Source organism: Candidatus Eisenbacteria bacterium (assembly GCA_018831195.1).
Taxonomy (GTDB): domain Bacteria; phylum Eisenbacteria; class RBG-16-71-46; order CAIMUX01; family JAHJDP01; genus JAHJDP01.
Genome location: JAHJDP010000012.1, coordinates 125868 through 144348, shown reverse-complemented (window position 1 = coordinate 144348; position 18481 = coordinate 125868). Strand labels below are relative to the sequence as shown.

At 56.3% G+C, this 18481-nt stretch carries 15 protein-coding genes; all 15 read left to right on the top strand.

Going from position 1 to position 18481, the window contains the following annotated elements; all coding sequences use genetic code 11:
• The first annotated feature begins 4 nt into the window (after positions 1–4).
• On the top strand, positions 5–1282 hold the full coding sequence (serS, locus tag KJ970_02080) for a serine--tRNA ligase (GenBank protein MBU2689685.1): 1278 nt from the start codon (positions 5–7) through the stop codon (positions 1280–1282).
• A gap of 21 nt (positions 1283–1303) precedes the next feature.
• Positions 1304–2587, top strand: coding sequence for a HAMP domain-containing histidine kinase (locus KJ970_02075; protein ID MBU2689684.1), 1284 nt, complete (start codon positions 1304–1306; stop codon positions 2585–2587).
• 63 nt (positions 2588–2650) lie between these two features.
• On the top strand, positions 2651–4240 hold the full coding sequence (locus KJ970_02070) for a bifunctional response regulator/alkaline phosphatase family protein (GenBank protein ID MBU2689683.1): 1590 nt from the start codon (positions 2651–2653) through the stop codon (positions 4238–4240).
• On the top strand, positions 4237–4728 hold the full coding sequence (gene tsaE / locus KJ970_02065) for a tRNA (adenosine(37)-N6)-threonylcarbamoyltransferase complex ATPase subunit type 1 TsaE (protein ID MBU2689682.1): 492 nt from the start codon (positions 4237–4239) through the stop codon (positions 4726–4728). The genes KJ970_02070 and tsaE overlap by 4 nt, the downstream gene beginning before the upstream one ends.
• Entirely contained in the window at positions 4709–5425 is a 717-nt protein-coding gene (gene tsaB, locus KJ970_02060) for a tRNA (adenosine(37)-N6)-threonylcarbamoyltransferase complex dimerization subunit type 1 TsaB (GenBank protein ID MBU2689681.1), read from the top strand. The genes tsaE and tsaB overlap by 20 nt, the downstream gene beginning before the upstream one ends.
• Complete coding sequence (gene rimI / locus KJ970_02055; GenBank protein ID MBU2689680.1) at positions 5379–5900, top strand: ribosomal protein S18-alanine N-acetyltransferase; 522 nt, start codon at positions 5379–5381, stop codon at positions 5898–5900. The genes tsaB and rimI overlap by 47 nt, the downstream gene beginning before the upstream one ends.
• A gap of 3 nt (positions 5901–5903) precedes the next feature.
• On the top strand, positions 5904–6839 hold the full coding sequence (gene accD, locus KJ970_02050) for an acetyl-CoA carboxylase, carboxyltransferase subunit beta (GenBank protein ID MBU2689679.1): 936 nt from the start codon (positions 5904–5906) through the stop codon (positions 6837–6839).
• The gene (locus KJ970_02045) at positions 6836–8158 is read left to right on the top strand and encodes a bifunctional folylpolyglutamate synthase/dihydrofolate synthase (protein ID MBU2689678.1); all 1323 of its coding nucleotides are present in this window, start codon (positions 6836–6838) and stop codon (positions 8156–8158) included. Before accD ends, KJ970_02045 begins: the two co-directional genes overlap by 4 nt.
• Positions 8155–9150, top strand: a complete 996-nt coding sequence (locus tag KJ970_02040) for an ROK family protein (protein ID MBU2689677.1) — start codon at positions 8155–8157, stop codon at positions 9148–9150. The genes KJ970_02045 and KJ970_02040 overlap by 4 nt, the downstream gene beginning before the upstream one ends.
• Positions 9151–9199: 49 nt before the next feature.
• Positions 9200–12799, top strand: a complete 3600-nt coding sequence (locus KJ970_02035; protein MBU2689676.1) for a hypothetical protein — start codon at positions 9200–9202, stop codon at positions 12797–12799.
• A gap of 188 nt (positions 12800–12987) precedes the next feature.
• Entirely contained in the window at positions 12988–13152 is a 165-nt protein-coding gene (locus KJ970_02030) for a hypothetical protein (GenBank protein ID MBU2689675.1), read from the top strand.
• 21 nt (positions 13153–13173) lie between these two features.
• Positions 13174–14346 carry a hypothetical protein gene (locus KJ970_02025; protein ID MBU2689674.1) on the top strand — a complete coding sequence of 391 codons (1173 nt, stop codon included), beginning with the start codon at positions 13174–13176 and terminating at the stop codon, positions 14344–14346.
• Positions 14347–14429: 83 nt separating this feature from the next.
• Positions 14430–14822 carry a response regulator gene (locus KJ970_02020; protein ID MBU2689673.1) on the top strand — a complete coding sequence of 131 codons (393 nt, stop codon included), beginning with the start codon at positions 14430–14432 and terminating at the stop codon, positions 14820–14822.
• Positions 14823–15196: 374 nt separating this feature from the next.
• On the top strand, positions 15197–15865 hold the full coding sequence (locus KJ970_02015) for a HEPN domain-containing protein (protein ID MBU2689672.1): 669 nt from the start codon (positions 15197–15199) through the stop codon (positions 15863–15865).
• A gap of 127 nt (positions 15866–15992) precedes the next feature.
• Positions 15993–18206 carry a SpoIIE family protein phosphatase gene (locus KJ970_02010; protein ID MBU2689671.1) on the top strand — a complete coding sequence of 738 codons (2214 nt, stop codon included), beginning with the start codon at positions 15993–15995 and terminating at the stop codon, positions 18204–18206.
• Positions 18207–18481: the final 275 nt, after the last annotated feature.

Sequence of the window (18481 nt, the reverse complement as noted above, 5' to 3'; positions counted from 1 at the left end):
TCTTATGCTTGATTTGAAGTTGATTCGTAGTCGTCCGGATGATGTGCGCCGGGCGCTTGAGGCCAAGGGTGAAACGGGGGCTGATCTGAATCGGCTCTTGGAAATCGATCAGATATGGCGGGCCAAACTTGCCCGGGTTGAAGAGCTGCGGGCGGAACGAAACCGCCGCTCACAGGAGGTGGCCCGGCGGCGGAAGGTGGGTGAAGAGGCCGGTGATCTCATTGAGGAAACCCGGCGTCTGAGTGGGGAACAGGGTGATCTCGAAAATGAGATCAAAGAGTTGAAAACCGAATTGGACCGGCTCCACGAATGGATTCCCAATCTCCCGCATGCGAGTGTTCCCATCGGCCCGGCGGAGACGGCCAATCAGGAGATCCGCCGGTGGGGTGATTTTTCGTTCCCGCAGGGGCGGCAACCCCATTGGAAAATCGGTCCGGAACTGGGCCTGTTCGATTTGGATATCGCCGCGAAGATCAGCGGCGCCGGATTTACCCTTTTTACAGGCGCCGGGGCGCGGCTGGAGCGCGCCTTGATCAATTTCCTCCTCGATTGGCATACCAAGCGGCATGGTTATACGGAGATCGCTCCGCCGCTCATGGTTCGCAGGGAATCGGCTTTTGGGACCGGTCAGCTTCCAAAGCTGGAAGAGGACATGTATGCGTCGGAGAAAGACGGGCTCTTTCTCATTCCGACAGCGGAGGTCCCACTGACGAACATTTACCGCGAAGAAGTTCTGGCGGCTTCCAGGTTGCCGATCTATCTGACAGCTTATACTTCCTGTTTCCGCCGAGAGGCGGGGGCTTATGGCCGGGATACGCGCGGATTGGTCCGCGTCCACCAGTTCGGCAAAGTCGAACTCGTGAAGTTTGTGAAGCCCGAAACCTCCTACGACGAACTCGAGAAACTTGTACAAAACGCAGAGGCGGTTCTTCAGGCGCTGGAATTGCCCTACCGTGTGGTTGTTTTGGGTTCGGGCGACCTTTCCTTCGCCGCCGCGAAATGTTACGACCTCGAGTTGTGGGCGCCGGCCGAGGAACGTTGGCTCGAAATATCATCCTGCAGCAATTTTGAGGATTTTCAGGCCCGCCGGGCGGGGATCCGCTATCGCGGCGAGGATGGCAAGGTTCATTTTGTACATACATTGAACGGTTCCGGTGTCGCGCTTCCCCGTCTTCTGGTAGCCCTACTGGAGGTTCATCAGACGGCATCGGGCGAGGTTAAGATCCCGGCTTCGTTGCAACCATACATGGATGGGTTGGAGATCCTAACTCCCGTCCAATAGAGGCGGGGGAGTCGGGGAGTCATGGCTATTACGCGAGGCAACCTGCCCGGTCTGCTAAAGGGTTATCTCTTCTTCGGAAGCTTCATCCTGATCGCCCTGACCTTTCTCTACACCTCCTCCTGGATCGGAAAGATCCGGGATGAATCCCGGATGATATCGGAACTCCTTGCCCGATTCGCCGCCCTGACCACATTCCAAGCCATCGAATCGGATGAGCTCAGAACGGTTTTTGAAGAAATCATCAAGCCCAGCGACCTGCCCTTGATCCTCTCCGACACCGATGGACGTCCCTTTGTCTGGAAGAATATCGGGATTCCTCCGGAGGCCGTGGACGTCGCTACGGTGGCCGGCATCGATCCCGAGAATCCGCCGGAGGGGCCGATACGCAGGGTCATCGATATGGTTCACCGCTTTGATGCCACCAATCCCCCGATCCCGATGTACGCTCCCGATGGAGAAAAACTCTTTGGTTATGTTCACTACGGTGAGCGCTCATTGGTTCGTGAATTGCGATGGGTTCCTGTTGTACAATTCATAACCCTTTTCTTTTTCCTCGCTCTGGGATACCTCGGCTACCGGAGTATGAAAACCTCGGAGCAGCGAGCCATCTGGATCGGTTTGGCCAAGGAAACGGCCCATCAATTGGGAACCCCGATCAGCAGTTTGCTGGGCTGGGTGGAGCTTCTTCGTGAGAAGGTGATGGACCAGAGGGGGGACAAAGATGAGCCTCCCGATTCCGTTTCACTCGACGGGCGATTCATTCACGATGTCGTGGAGGAGATGGACCGGGATGCCGATCGGCTGAACAAGATCGCTCTCCGCTTCGGGCAGGTCGGGTCGGTGCCTCAGCTGCGGGTCCAGGATGTTGTTCCGATCGTCAGCGGAGCCGTCCGCTATTTCAGACGACGATTGCCGCATCTGCGGAAGCAGGCTGAAATTCGTGAAGGGTACGGTCTGGTGCCGCCGGTGAGTGTGAATAAAGAGCTTGTTGAGTGGTGCATTGAGAATGTTCTAAAGAATGCTATCGACGCGACGCAGGACAGCGGGGGGGTGATTGAGATCTCTGTCGCCCACCGGCGTGAAACCGAATGTGTCGAGATCCGGATTAGTGATGAGGGACGGGGAATGTCGCCCCGGGAACTCAAAAAGATTTTCTCCCCCGGCTATTCCACAAAGACCCGCGGGTGGGGGTTGGGGTTGACCCTGGCCATGCGGATCATCGAAGATTATCATGGCGGTAAGATCTGGGTCGAAAAGAGCCAGATCGGCAAGGGAACCACCTTTGTCATTTCCTTCCCTGTTTGATTCATTCCTCGGGGAAGGCGACCGATAAGACGGCCCTATCCATAGGTCATTGAGGTACTTGAGATGGCGGACAAGATCTCTGCTCGAAATGAAACCCGGAGGATTCTCTGGGTTGATGACGAGATCGATCTGCTGCGGCCGCATATTCTCTATCTCGAGGGGAAAGGATACGAGATCCTTCCGTCGAGCAATGCCTTGGATGCGCTCGATCTCATCTCGCGCGAGCCTGTGGATCTTGTTCTACTCGATGAAATGATGCCCGGTATGGATGGCCTGGCGATGCTGGACGCCCTCAAGGGAACCCATCCCTATCTCCCCGTTATTATGATTACAAAAAGCGAGGAAGAGGACCTGATGGATCGGGCGATCGGAAGGCGGATCACCGACTATCTTATCAAACCGGTCAATCCCAGTCAGATTTGGATGGCCTGCAAAAAAGTTTTCGAGCGGCGCGAAATTGTGAAAGAACAGCGGGTCCGGGGGTATGTGCAGGATGTCGCCGAGATCCGTTCCCTATCCACAATCGATTTTAAGTGGGATGATTGGGCCCAATTATATTACAAAATGGTGCGATGGGATTTGGAGCTTCTCCGTTCCGAAGATTCGGCTCTACGACAGGCGCATCAGGATTATATCTCAAGCCTCAATGTAGAATTCTGCCGGTATGTTGAGGTCCATTACAGGGGCTGGGTGGATCAAGCCCGGGGAGAAAGACCGCCCTTCTCGAACGACCTGGTGGAACAAAAAGTCATGCCGTTGGTCAAGCAGGGGAAGAAAGTTTCCCTTATTGTCATTGATTGCATGAGACTGGATCAATGGCTTGTGATGGAGCCGTTATTAACGGAGATGTTTCATTCGGATGTCGATCTTTACTGCTCTATCCTTCCCACCGCGACACCCTATTCCCGCAACGCCATTTTCAGCGGGCTCTTCCCCATTGAGATCGCCCGCCGGTTTCCGGAATATTGGCAGGAGGCGCAGAACACTGAGACCAGCAAAAACCGGTATGAGCAGGTATTGTTAAAGAAACTTCTTGAACGGAACGGCGTACGTTCCGATGCCCTTCGCTATCTGAAGATTTATAACCGGAACGAGGCCCTGGAGCTTAGCCGCCAATTGGGAAGCATTGCCGACCTTTCCTTTTCGGCGCTGGTTTTTACATTTGTCGATGCTCTTTCACATGGGCGGAGCCAGTCGGAGCTATTACAAGAATTGGCGCCGGATGAAGATGCCCTGCGCTCGCACCTGCGGACCTGGTTCTCACACTCGATCCTGATGGAGACCCTCCGCACGCTCTCCGAAAGGGGGGTGCACGTCGTTATTACCACCGATCACGGCAGCGTGCAGGTGAAAAAAGCGACACGGGTCCGCGCCAATCGTGAAACGAGTTCCGGCGTACGGTACAAGTACGGTGACAACCTTGTTTGCGACGAGCGGACGGCCATCCATGTGCGGGATCCCCAGATCTTCAAGCTCCCCCTGGATGGCTTGGTGAAACATTACATACTGGCAAAGGAAAACTATTTCTTCCTCTATCCGAATAACTTTCGCAAATATGAGCGCCTTTTCAGGAACTCCTTTCAACATGGCGGCGTTTCCCTCGAAGAGATGATTTTGCCGGTCGTAACCCTCACTCCGCGGAATCTCCAATGAGATGGGCCCGGGCTGTCCTCAGCAGGGATGAGGAGGAGACCCGCCGGTACGGCGTCTTAGTTGCGGAGACCGCTCCGTCCCATGCGGTCGTGGCCCTGATGGGAGAGCTGGGCACCGGCAAGACGAGATTGGTCGCCGGTTCCGCCGAGGGGTTTGGATATGAGGGCCGCGTCCGGAGCCCGACGTTCACCCTGATGAATCAGTACCGGGTCGTGCATCCTCTGTACCATTTTGATCTTTACCGATTGCCCTCCGTCGATGAGCTGGAATTGGCGGAGTGGGAGGAATACTGGGATACCGGAGAACTGAGTCTCATTGAGTGGGCGGAGAGATTGGGCTCCGATCTCCCGGAAAGGGCGCTGAGGATTTGGCTGGCCCATCGCGGGGGAACGATCCGGCGGATCGTTTTTGAGGCGCCCATGGGTGAATGGGACAAACTGGCCCGCACCCTTGAGGGGAAGGAAGTCGATGCGTATCCTCGGGATTGAGACATCAGGCCCCACCGCCGAAGTCGCCTTGATGGAAGACCAAGAGGTCGTCGCCGCGGGATCTCTTCGGATCCGGGGAAGGACCGGTGAGCGCCTGATAGACTTGATTGACTCCCTCTTCCAGTGGGCGGATTGGGAACTCGGCGTGTTGCAACGGATCGCCATTGATATCGGCCCCGGCTCCTTCACGGGGCTGCGCGTGGGTTTGGCCCTTGCCAAGGGTCTGAGCTTGGGAACGGGGATCGCGGTTGTTCCGGTCTCTTCTCTTGAGGCGCTGGCGGCCGGCATCGCCGGGGATCAGCCGGTTCTGGCGACCCTCCCGGCCCCCAAAGGCAGGGTTTATGCCGCGCTCCTTCAACGGGACACCGAAGGGTACCATCCCCTGATCGCGGAGGCCTGTTGGGAACCCTCCACCCTTCGCGCGGAAATCGGTCACCGGCTTGATCCGGCGGCTGACCGGGGGGCCCTGGCCGGGCCGGGGATTGACCGCTTGGATCTCTCGCATCAACTTTGGAGGGGAGGGTGGCGTCTTTATCCGGAGCTGCACCCATCGGCCGTAACCGTGGCCCTTTGCGGGTCCGGGACCGGCAGGGAGAATCTTAGAGGAAAGGAGCTCGCGGCCCTCGTTCCGCGATATCTCAAGGGTGCCGATGTCCGCCGACCACAGTACAAAACAGAACTCCCACGAAGGGATTGAAGATCCGATCATCCGGCCTATGCGGCTGGCGGATGTCGAGGGTGTGGCCGCCATCGAGAGGGTTTGCTTCTCTGATCCCTGGTCCGCCCGGGCTTTTGCCGCGGAGGTCACCGGCGCCGGAGGACGGAATTGGGTTTGGGTTGTCGAATCAAGAAGTGAGATTATCGGGTATCTCGTGGCCTGGTGTGTTGAAGATGAGGTTCATCTGGCCAATATCGCCGTGGCCCCCGATCGGAGAGGGCGCGGGATCGGGCGCTCCCTCATGAACCGTCTTCTGAAAAAGGCCCGTGAGCGGAAGTCAGCTTGGATCGCCCTTGAAGTCCGTTTCTCCAATGATGCGGCCCGGGGATTGTATGAGAGTTTAGGATTTCGCTCGGTCGCCATCCGAAAATTGTATTACCAGCGTGAAGGAGAGGATGCTTTGGTTATGATGTATCACCTGCCGCCGGAGCCTCTCCGGACAGAGGAGGAATAGGAAATGCAATCCTGGTGGCGGATCGGGCGTAAATCGCTCAAGACGCAGGAGAAAAAAGAGGTGCCCGATGGTGTGTGGCTCAAATGCGGCGGGTGTGGCGAGATCCTTTACCGCCGCGAGTTAGAGAGAAATGCCTGGGTTTGCGGAACCTGCGGCCATCATTTCCGGATTCCCCCGCAAACCTATATACAACTCCTCGTCGATCCCGATTCCTTCAAGGAGATGTTCTCGAATATCCGCTCCACCGATCCGCTCGAATTCCGCGATTCAAAGCGCTATGCGGATCGTCTAAAGGCAGCCACGGCGACGGACCCATCCGCCGAAGCGATTATCAGCGGCTGCGCCCAGATCAACCGCCATCCCGTGGCGATCGGATTCATGAATTTTTCGTTTTTAGGTGGAAGCATGGCTTCCGCGGTGGGAGAGAGAGTCTCCCGCTTGATCCAATACAGCCTAAAAGAGCGTATTCCCCTTATTATCGTTTCCTGCTCCGGCGGAGCCCGGATGCAGGAGGGGGCCCTCTCCCTCATGCAAATGGCGAAGACCTGCGCCCAGCTGGCGCGGTTGGATGATGCGGGTCTTCCCTTCATCTCCATTCTCACCGATCCAACGACGGGTGGGGTTACGGCAAGCTTTGCCTCTTTGGGGGATATCAATATCGCCGAGCCGAACGCCCTCATCGGCTTCGCGGGCCCGCGCGTGATCGAGCAGACCATCAATCAGGAATTGCCCCCCGGTTTTCAGCGTTCTGAATTCCTTCTCGAGCACGGAATGATCGATGCCATTATTCCCCGAACGTTGATGCGGGAAAAACTATCGACCCTGCTCGGATTGTTTTATGACAGCGGATCGATGCAGAGCCTCCTGGCGCCATCGGGGAAGGATCAGGAGGGTGTTGCGGAGGAGATGCCTTCTGACGCCGAAGAGGTCTCTTTATGACATACGATGAGGCCTTGGATCGCTTATACACATTGGAACATTCCGGCATCAAGTTGGGGCTGTCCCGCATTCAATCCGCTCTCAGGGATCTTGGCTCGCCGCAGAATGCCTTCGCCTCCGTTCATATCGCCGGGACGAATGGTAAAGGCTCGACGAGCGCCATGATGGCCGGCGTGCTTCGCTCCTGCGGGCTGCGTACCGGTTTGTACACCTCGCCTCACATCCGCGATTTCAGGGAGCGCATCCGCATTGACGGCCGGATGGCCGCGCCCGGCTGGATTATTGAGGGCCTTGAGACTATCTGGCCCGCGGTGGAGCGGAACAGTTTATCATTCTTTGAAGCGGCGACCTGTCTTGCCTTCTGGATCTTTGTTCAACAGGGCGTCCGCATTGCCGTGCTTGAGGTGGGATTGGGCGGGCGGCTTGATGCGACAAATGTTGTGACGCCGCAACTCGCGATCATCACCTCCCTTTCCATCGACCACCAGAAGACCCTTGGAGCCAGCCTGGCCGAGATCGCCGGAGAGAAAGCCGGAATCCTCAAACCAGGGGTGGAACTCATTCTGGCCGGATGCCCGAAGGAGGCCCGGGATACCGTGCTGTCGGTCGCTCTCGAACGGGGCGTCCCGGTACAGCTGGATAGAGAAGCCCTGGCCGTCAGAGATCTCCAGCTTCATCCACGTTCTACACAGTGGAGAAGTATAAGAAAGGGTGAAGACCTCCCCGCCTGGCTGGATGGCTGCTGGGAGATCCCGATGGCCGGCGCCCACCAGGTGGAGAATGCCCGCATGGTTCTTCTGGGAGCCGCCCTGTTACAAAAGCAAGGCTGGCCGCTGACGGAAGCCGGTATCCGGACCGGACTTCGGTCGACCCATTGGCCCGGCCGGCTTGAAGTTCTGCTTCCTCAATATCCGATACTGCTCGATGTGGCTCATAATCCTGAGGGGGGGCGCCGGCTGGTCCGGGCGCTCAACCGCTGGCCCGAGCTCGGGAAGGCCCGCTGGATCGTGGGGATGGTCAAGGGGAAGGATCACAAAAATTTTCTTCACCAGTTGAGCCGAGCCGGGGGCCGCTTTCACTTTTGCTCGCCGGAACACCCCCGATGCGTTCCCACAGAGGTGCTCGCGGAGGCGGCCGAGGGGCTGAATTATACAATGCATCCATCCGTGGAGGATGCTCTGAATTGCGCCCTGGAAGAACGCGGTGATGATGAAATCTGTGTTGTCTCCGGGTCGTTTTTTACAATGGATGAGGCCTGCCGGGCGTTAGGGATCGGTCCTCGGGAATCACTTCAGGAGTCCGTGGAGGTGACTTTGTGAAAGTCGCGGTCGGCGCCGATATCGGAGGCACAAGTATCAAGGCCGCGGTTGTTTCCGTTCTGGGAACCCTGAAGCACGATCGAATCCTGCCGACACGATCCCAGGACACACCCGAAGATACCGTCACCCGATTGGCGGATGCGCTGGGGGGGCTTCTTCTCGAAGCGGCCCGCATCGCCGGAGTCGAACCCCGCAACATACCGGTCGGCATCGGGTGTGCCGGGCTCATCGACACATCAAGAGGAATTGTTCAGATCTCACCCAACCTTCCTCATTGGAGGGATGTACCTCTTGGAGCGATGCTGGCAGAGCGGCTCGGCTCACCCGTTCTTCTTATCAATGATGCGAATGCCTTTGTCCTTGGCGAGGGCCGCGCCGGCGCCGGGAGAGGCGCCCGCGTCTTGCTGGGGTTGACCTTGGGAACCGGTGTTGGTGGCGGGATCCTGCTCGATGGCGAGCTCTTCACCGGCGTCCATGGTTGGGCGGGGGAAATGGGGCACACTCCCCTTCAGATCGATGGTGAAAAATGTGCCTGCGGGAGCTACGGTTGTCTCGAGGGTTTCGTCGGGAACCGGGAAATCGTCTTGCGGTACATGGAGTTAGCCGGCGGCGAGCCGACACAGATCTTGAAGAAGTTTTTGAAGGATCCCTCCGAACAGCCGACACCAGAGACCTTGTCGCTTGCGGCCCGAGCGGGCGATGCCCCCGCCATTGAGTCCTTCCGCCAAACGGGGCGCTATCTTGGGGCGGCCTTGGCCGGGTTTGTCAATATTTTCGATCCGGACAGGATTGTCTTGGGCGGGGGTGTGGCGCAGGCCGGAGAGCTGATCTTGAAACCGGCGCGGGAAATGATGGAGGAGCGGATGATGTTCCCGCAGAAACAGCACCCGGAACTTTGTTTGGCGGCCCTGGGTCCTCATGCCGCTGTGATCGGCGCATCGCTAGAGGCCTTAAACCGGGTTGGCAAGAACGAATTTTCCGGCGGTGCGTAGTCCCTCGACGCAGAAAGCCGCCGGGTTTCATGTGGAGCCGCCGTTCCAAATGAAAATTTTATCACCCCATCGGAACCTGACCTGCTGCGCCTCCCTCCGGCGGGTTTTGCTTCTGCTTTCTCTCGTCTTTCTTGCGCCCCTGCCGGCAAACCCGCAAACCTCTGAATCCGAGCCTTGGTATATCACCGGAGAGAGGCTTGAAGGCATTTTCGGCGGCCGGAGCCGCATGGATCATATCGAGATTCAACATGGGGTTTTTCGCGCCACGGCGCTCGAGGGGATCTGGGATCCGGGCCGCGAGGAGGTCTTCCTCCAGGGCGAGGTGCACATCGCCGACACATCCCGCGTCATGACATCAGATTCCGCAATGTACAATCGACGCACCGGTGTTCTGACAATGATCGGAAATGTCAAAGGAAAGGGCCCGGAGGGCCGGATGGGAGGAGCATCCCTGCTCTACCGGCGGCAGGAAGGCTGGGGCCGGCTCACGGCGGGCGCTTGGCTGGAAGATGAGAACCAAAGGGTGGAAGCCGACACGGTGGTCTATGAAGATGCCGTCAAGCGCTCCCAGGCCTTTGGACATGTAAAAGTCATTGATCTTGCCGACAGCACGCGGGCCATGGGTGATGTCGGCCTCTTCGATCGCACCCGAAACAATCTCCTTCTCCTTGCGAGAGCCCCGCAGCGGCCCTATCTGGTGCGGGCCGCCGGTGAGGAAGAACCCCCCTTCATCGTTGAAGCCGATACGCTGCAGATGGACCAGGCTCAGGGCCGGGCTGAAGCGATCGGCGATGTCGTTGTTCAACAGGGCCGGATGGGGGCCCGGGGTGGAAAGGCCCGTTTTTTCAAAGATCAAAACCGGATGGAGCTTTTCGGAGCTCCGAAGGCGTGGGACCCCGACGGCTCGGTGGCCGGTGACACGCTGCGTCTCGTCCTCGGTTCCGAAGGACCGGAGCGGCTGCTCGTCCTGGGCCATGCCCGGGCGGAATACCTGCCCAAGGATCGTCCCGGTGAAGAAACCTTTGCGCTGGGGGACACCCTCGTCACCCATTTTCAGGATGACCGGATTCGCAGGATGGATGTGCGCAGCGGCGCGCAGAGCTTGTACATTCCAGCGTTGAAGGAGCGGGGGCAGGATGTCGGCCGGAATTGGTCACAGGCCGCTGAAATTGTGGTCTTGTTCCAGGATGGAAAGGCTCACCGTGTCGAAATGCGGGGTGATGCCAAAGGTATATATACTTTCCCCCGTAAAAAAGGGGCCCGCGATTCGCTTTCGGCGGAAGGCGCGGTTGATTCCACCGCCGCCGCACCGCCCGATTCCTTACGCCCGCTGTCGCGCCGGGGGAGGCCGAGGGTGGCCGATGATCCCCATCCGCTGATTGAAGCCCGGCGGTCCCTGCTGGCCTCGGGAGATTTGCGTGAACCGGATTCCCTTGCCGCCCTCGGAGCTTTTGATCCGAAGGATCAAGTCGTTTACGAGGGCCAGCATATTGTTTTTCTTGTGTCGGAAGACATGGTCATCATGGAAAACGAGTCGATTGTACAATACCAGGGAATGACCCTCGAAGCCGATAGCGTGCAATTCAACTCACTGCGAGAAACCATCGTTGCGACGGGCAAGCCGAAATTGAAGGATAATAATAGCGTGGTGGACGGTGACCGGATGTCCTACCGGCTGGATACCCGGAAAGGGCTCATTCACGGCGGCGTCACCGAATTTGAAAATGGGATCTACAGGGGTGATGAAATCAAGAGGGTTGAAGACAACACGCTTTATGTGAAGGACGCGGCGTACACGACCTGTGATAGCGACACCCCGCACTTCTCTTTCTGGAGCTCTTCCGCGAAGATTCGCACAAAGGATAAGGCCCTGGCGAGGCCGGTCATCCTGAAAATCGGCAGGATCCCCATTATGGCCCTTCCATACTGGATTTTTCCCCTGCGATCTGGAAGGCGCAGCGGCATCCTCATGCCCGATGTGGAGTTCGGGTTCGATCGCGATCGCGGACGTTTCGTTAGGAATATCGGATATTACTGGGCCGTTAATGACTATATGGATCTCCTGACATGGGGTGATTACTACGAGCGGGGACCCCGTTATATCTTCAACAGCCGGTACCGTTATAAGATGCGCTACCTCCTCTCCGGAAGCTTCTTCGGATCCTTTTCCAAAGAGCAATATTCCGATAAAAGCGAAACGATTCGTTGGGATTTCCAGGCCGATCATTCGCAGACGCTGCGAGACAATCTGACGCTGAAGTTCCGCGCAGACTTTGTCAGTGATGCCCAATATCGCGGGGATCGGGATTTTGGCGCCGGAACCGATGAGCGACTCAATAGAACCTTAAAATCCAATCTTGATTTGAGACAGCGGTGGAACTGGGGAAGCCTCGCTCTCACAATGGATCGAACGGAGTATTTGGATGAAACGTCATCCGCCGGTGTCAAAGTGAAGTGGACCGCCCCCAGTATTGATTTTTCGCCGACAAGTTTCACATTAGGGCGGGCTTCAACACCGACCGACGATGCCGGGTGGAGAAATCTGCTGGCCTCGACCTATCTCCGAACCGGATTCTCGTTTCGATCCGTTTCAACCGACTATTTTCACATGCCGACGGAGAGCCACAGCGCCTCCCGGGCGACCTTCGGGCTCTCCGATGCGCGCCGGCTGGGGAATATCCTCAATATTTCTCCTTCCATCAATGCCACCACGGCATGGTTCGACGAGGATCTTCTGGGGCAGAAGAATCAAGTGGGCGCCGTCTGGTCCGGCGGGCTCTCGACGTCCAGCACCATTTACGGGACCTTCTTTCCCCGGATAGGGCCGCTTGCCGGCATCCGCCATGTGATCGAGCCGACCGCTTCGTACCGCTATCAGCCCGATTTTCCCGATCTTCAATATCCTGATTCAAACGGTGTTCAAAGAAACCGCTTTCCCTCGGTCGGCGGCATTAGTATCGGCGGTTCCAAGGTCAGCCAGGTGAGCTTCGGTTTGACCCAGAAACTCAATCTGAAATGGGGATCCGGCGAAAGTGAGAGAAAGATCGATAACCTGATTCTTTGGACTACCAGCACGGGGTACAACTTCCTTGAGGATGAGACTCCTTGGAGCAGCCTCGAAAACACCATCCGCCTTATCCCATCCCGGATTTTTGAGAGCCGATGGAGTCACTCGTATGACATGAAGCGGGATAAGCGAACCCGCCTCAGCGTTCAGAACTACCTCCGCCTCAGCGGCGCCGGATTGGGGGATGAGGCGTCCCCGGAATATGGGGATTTTGGGGATCCAGAGGATATGGGCCGATCTGATCCGGGAGAAAACCCCTCTACTGGATCCCGCGGCGGCGGTTGGAGCCTCAATCTCACCCATACTCTAAGCCAGGGGGAGACCCGCTCGAGTCGACGGAGTGACCTGAATCTATCATCGAGTCTCAATGTAACTCCAAACTGGCGTTTGAGTTACAGCGTCTATTATGATGTTGAAAATGAAGAAGTGAAAAGCCAGGGATTCACCCTCTACCGGGATCTGCATTGTTGGGAAGCCCGCTTGGAGAAGAGGATTTCCGGCCGGACATCCCAATATTATTTCCGCGTGAATATAAAGCAGTTACCCGATGTGAAGTATGAACGGAGGCAATCCTCATATTAGGCCTCGCGGGTTCGGAACCGTTGAGAGATGAAGGGTGTTTAGGATGCGGTGCCGGGAGGCTGCTTCTGGAAATTCGAGCCATCATCGCCCTGTATCGGGTCTTGAAGGTGCCGCATCAGCATTCTAATATAGAATGGTTGGTCTTTTTCGCAGATTACCTTTAGTACCTATGGATGGAGGGGTCGAGCATGTTGAAGCTCCGGCAATATGGGCCGATTTTCATGACCGCGCTGATTCTCCTGGTGGTGGGCTGCAGCCCGCTGTCGAGGGGACACGGCGCCCGGGTCGTTAATACAGAAATGGTTTTTGTCTCCTTCGGGGCTAATCAGGGCGAAGTCGCCCCCTGTGGGTGACACTCCGGCCAGAAAGGCGGTTTGGCCCGGCGGGCTGGACTCATTGATGCACTCAAGGCCGAAGGTAAGACTCCGATCCAACTCGACCTCGGTGATTTTGTGTCCTCTGAAGATGTTGTGGGCGAGGCGAAGAACGAGTTTATCTTTGGGATCATGGAAGAAATGGGCACCGTGGCGGCGACCTTTGGTGAAAGGGAGCTGACGGAGTGGGCTCAGACCGAGCGGTTTATGAGCCGGAATACCATACCCTTTGTCTCAGCGAATCTGAAATTTATAAAGGAAGGCGTCGCGACACCTTTGGCTGAGCCATTCATTGTGAGGACGATCGACGATGTCCCTATTGCCTTCGTCGGGGTCATCGGCAGCTCTGAGTTCACCTCAGCGTCACTTCCTGATGATATGGAGATCATTTTTGAGGACCCCCTGGATGCCCTTCCGGGCATTATCGCCGAGGCCAGGGAGAAGGCGGAGCTGGTGGTTCTTCTATCGCACATGGACGGGAGGAGTACCGAAAAGCTGGTTCAATCCATGCCGGGTATCGATTTGGCCCTTGTCGGTCACCGCGCTCGGAGCGACCGGCATCCCCGGCAGGTAGGTGATGTCATCATTAATGAGTCTGGGATTCGCGGGCAGTGGGCCGGTGTTTCCAGACTCATTATTTCCACCGACGGTAGGATTTTGGATTGGGGTGGAGACAATGTCCCGCTCGATACGGCGGTCAATCTAAATGCGGATATTGATAAGCGCGTGGAAAATCTCAATACCGAGCTCAAGCTGATTCGTCAGGAATCAGCCAAGCTCTCAAGCGCGAATCGTGATCAAGCCGACAATCGGACACGGTATCTGGGCGGGGAAAACTGCCAACGGTGTCATGTTAAGCAATATGATCATTGGAAAGAGACGCCTCATGCCCATGCCTTCGCCTCTCTTATGGACGAGGGCAAGGCTGAAGACAAGAAATGTCTCGCCTGCCATGTGACCGGAATCGATCATCCATCCGGATTCTCCGCGTCGAAGACGGATCCTGATTTTAGGAATGTACAATGTGAATCCTGTCATGGTTTTGGGACGGACCATGTGCGCGGTCCGGAGGCACCAAAGGTGACCGAGGCGTTGTGCGTAAAGTGTCATGACAGCAAGAATTCACCCAACTTCAATTACACTGAATATTTGAAGGCGGTTTTGCATAAATAATCAGACCGGGTGGGGGATCCTATTGCAGGGTAGGGTTCGTCTGGATAACAGACCCGGGGAGAAAGGGTTGTATCGGGGGGTGAATGCAGAAGGATTGCAAGACGATCCTTGTCGTTGAAGATGAGCCGGCGCTCCGGCGATTCCTGGAGCTCCTTCTCCGAAAGAACGGCTATGACGTCGCTGTCGCCTCCGATGGGGTGGAGGCCCTTGCCAGGGCCGATGAGAAGAAACCCGATCTTGTTTTGCTGGATCTCATGATGCCGAAGATGGACGGATTTGAGGTTTGCCAGCGGCTGAAATCACAATCGACGACAGCGAAGATTCCCGTATTTATTCTCACGGCAAGAACAACCGCGGAGGCGAGGGAGCGGTGCTCCGCGGTCGGCGCTGATGAGTTTATCATGAAGCCCTATAATCCACAGGACCTTATGGATCGGGTTGAAAAGCGTCTTAACGAAAATCAAAGCCAGAGTTAATACTAAAAACCTATCGAATCCTCGGGAGAACCCTCGACAAAGGCGGAGAAAAACCCGTGAAGGTCCCAGGGAATCCTCCAGGAAACCCTGGAGGTGGAAGGCACGTAAAATAGATATGGTTCGAATAATTGACTGGATTCCTTTATCATTCATCACAGAATATAAAGGCGATGGAAGTCCTGGACTCTCATTGCAGGCCGATGATTCGGTTTATGGTCCGACCGTGTACTTTTCGAGCCGAATTTCAATAGGCGGGTGTGAAAGTTGTTGGACGTGTACACTTAAGGGCTTGAAATTCTTTTTAAGAGCTGGTTTGCTTAAAAGTACCTCATGAAAGGTGACACAAACCAGATATAAAAAGGACAGGAGCTAAGTTGGATCCGTTTGAAGATTGTATAAAAAAGGGTCGGCTCAAACCAGTCGAGCCGGATATCGATGAGATCAAGAAAGAAATCCTGACGGCCGAGGAGGAGCTGACTCGCGCCCGGACATGCTTTGCCGAGAAACGGTTTGAAGATTGTCTCGTACAAAGCTATTTCGCCATGTTCAGATCCGCAAGAACTCTCATTCGCAAAAAGGGTTATCGGGATACGAATATGTATTCCCTACTAACCGGCCTCAAAAAGCTTTTTGTCGAACCAGAAGAGCTGGAGAGACATCTGGTTGATGTTCTCTCTCTTGCAAAAGAACAGAAGGATCTCGTCTATGAAGGAGCCCGGTGTCATTTTCAGGATACCCAGGCGATTCTTCGTAACTCTGAAGTCTTCTGCAATCGGGTTCGTGAACTTCTTGCTATCCCGGATCTTCCTCCCATTCCTCCGATGGAGGAGATTGAACTGGAGGATGAACCGCCGCAACCGAATTTTGATGATTTCCAGCGACCGATCGATCGGGGGGATAGAGATTTTCCTCCAGCTCGCCGGTCTCCCGGACGCGAGGGAAACGAGCGGCCATGGACGACGCCCGATTCGATGCCTCGCCGGCGGCCGGACAGCCCTTATCCTTTTAGACCTCGTGAGACACGCCCCAAAAGAAGAGACTGATTCCTGAAAGACCGGATGGCGGCACGATCCGCCGCCGCTTATCGGGCCTCCCCGATCTCAATCAGGATTCTCTTTGTCACACCTGTTCCCTTTTCTCGCCGGCTGATCTTGAGAACCGGGGTAGCGTGTGTCTTCATACGAACTGATCCTTGGCGCGGTCAATCTGGTGGTTGGGGTTTTAAACCTTCTCCTGGGGATGGTCATTTTCCGGGAGGCGCCGCGCCAGAGGCTGAACCAAGTTGCCGCTCTTCTTTTGTCCAGCGCGGCGCTGGGCGCTCTGTTGGGATCCTCCAGCTTTCTGCTCCTTCTCCTCCAATCCGCGGGAACACCATCCCAGATCGATTTTGTCAGGAATTTCGCCTATCTCTGGGAGTTTTTCTTTCCGGCCCTCCTGCTCATGTCGGTGCTCTTCCCCCAGGAATTGCCGATCCTCCGGCGATATCCAAGTCTGGAAATCATGATCCTTGTCCCGCATGCCTTTCACTTTCTCATCATCCTCGGCTCGTCGTATCTCGGTCCCGATCTCGGCTTAGACGCCCTCCTCACCGTCTCGGGATTTTTCAATCCACTTCTCTCCGTCTTTCAAGTTTTTCTATCACTGCTTGTGAAGTCTCATCAGAAGCTGTTCTCCCTGGTGAATCTCGCCTATATGGCTGCGAGTCTCGGCTTTATCCTCCGTAGCCTCAAAAGAGCCACCAATCCGACCATCCGACGACAACTCCAGACGATCTTCGGCGGATTGGGCTCATGTGTCGTCTTGTACAGTGTGGCGTATCCCATTCCAGACCTCATGGGATACAACCTGAAGCCGATCATTTCTTCATCTGTACTCGTTGCCGCTCTGGTCATGGGGACCGGATCGATTGCTCTGGCGGTCGTTCAATACAAATTCCTGGATCTCCACAGCCTGGTCCGGCGATCCATCCTATATGCCCTTGTCACAGCGGTCACGGTGGGAGTCTATCTGGCGGTGATCCGGTATTTAGGGCAGGCGGCTCTTCGATTGGCCGGCGTGGATACCCAGATTTTGGATCCGGCCTTTCTTGTTCTGGCTCTGCTCATCTTCCAACCGCTATTACAAAGGGTGGAATCGTTTTTGGATGCTCTTCTCATCGGCGCGCGTACAGACCACCGGCAGATTCTGGCCTTGGCCTCCCAGCAATTGGTCTCATCGCCGGAGCGTCCCATGAAGGCTGAACGGATGGTCGCTCTTCTCATCGAGGGACTTGGTTTGCAGGGAGCGGCGCTTATACAAAAAGATCCGGATGGAGATGGATTTAAGCTAATGGCTTCGGATCTGCTGGATCCGGAAGCGTTGAAGTGGCTCCAGGGACGCCTTCCCGTCGACCTTATCGACTGGCATGAGAACCGGCCTTTGACGCGGCGGGATTTTGATGATTGGGGCGTGCGTCAATGGCAGGGTGTCCAGCCCTCGCTGGTCTTTCCGATTCCAAGCGGCTCCGAGCTTCTTGGCGCTTTGATTCTTGCGAGAAAGGTCACCCGGCAACGACTCAATCGGGAAGAGGTCGTCCTGGTCAGAACCTTGGTGGGGTACCTGGCCTTGGCGATAAAGAACGCCGAGTTACTCCGCACTAGTGTGGACAAAGCGCACTGGGAGGAACAGCTCGCCCTCGCCCGCAGAATTCAGCAATCAATCCTTCCCAGCGCCTTTCCCCAAGGCAACGGCTTGGAAATGTGGGGCGTGCAGATTCCGTCCTTGCATGTGGGCGGGGATTATTTCGATGTGTTGCCCCTCCCGCGGGATCGCTATGCCTTGGCTATCGCCGATGTCTCCGGAAAGGGGGTTCCTGCAGCGCTGCTGATGAGCATGGTTGCGGCCGGTATCCGGACATTAACTCAAACCGACGCGACGGCGGGGCCCATCCTTACGAGTCTCAATCATCTGCTCTGCCAATCGACCTCCTCAGACCAATTCGTCACCTGCTTCCTTGCGATTGTTGACGCTCGTCAACGGCGGCTAACCTACGCGAGTGCGGGCCATAATTATCCGATATTGATTTCAGTATCCGGTGCGACGAGTTTTCTCAAAGAGGGTGGGGTGGTCCTTGGCGTGGTTCCAGGCGTCGCATATCAGGAGGAAGAGATTCATTTGCAGAAGGGTGACAACCTCCTCTTGTATACCGATGGGCTGACGGAGGCGGAGTCCCCCGAGGGTGAGATGTACGGCGAAGCCCGGCTCTTGTCCCATTTAAAGACAGCTCTTTCGGGTCGGAATGCCCGTGAGGCGGTCGGTTCGATCCAAAACCATGTCATGGCCTTCTCGGGGGCCGGCACCTTATCGGATGATCTCACCATCCTTCTGCTAAAAATCGGTCGTTAAGGCTCCCTACCGGCTTTTTCTGACCGGAAGCTCCTAGGAGCAAATTGAGTCCGTTGACGTTTATAGCCCAATCTGGGCATCATGATATGGGAGACAAGATCCCAGATCGAGAACGACTTCTTCCCGAGGGCCGCTTCAGATGGGGGAGAGAAAGGGCTGAAGCCATATGTACCGCTGCGAGTGCGACCCTCGACATCTCCGAACAGGCTGGAAGGTTCTGCGAGGTGGCTTCCCTATCCTGGTCGCCTTGCTCATCCTCGTCTCCACTCCCGCCC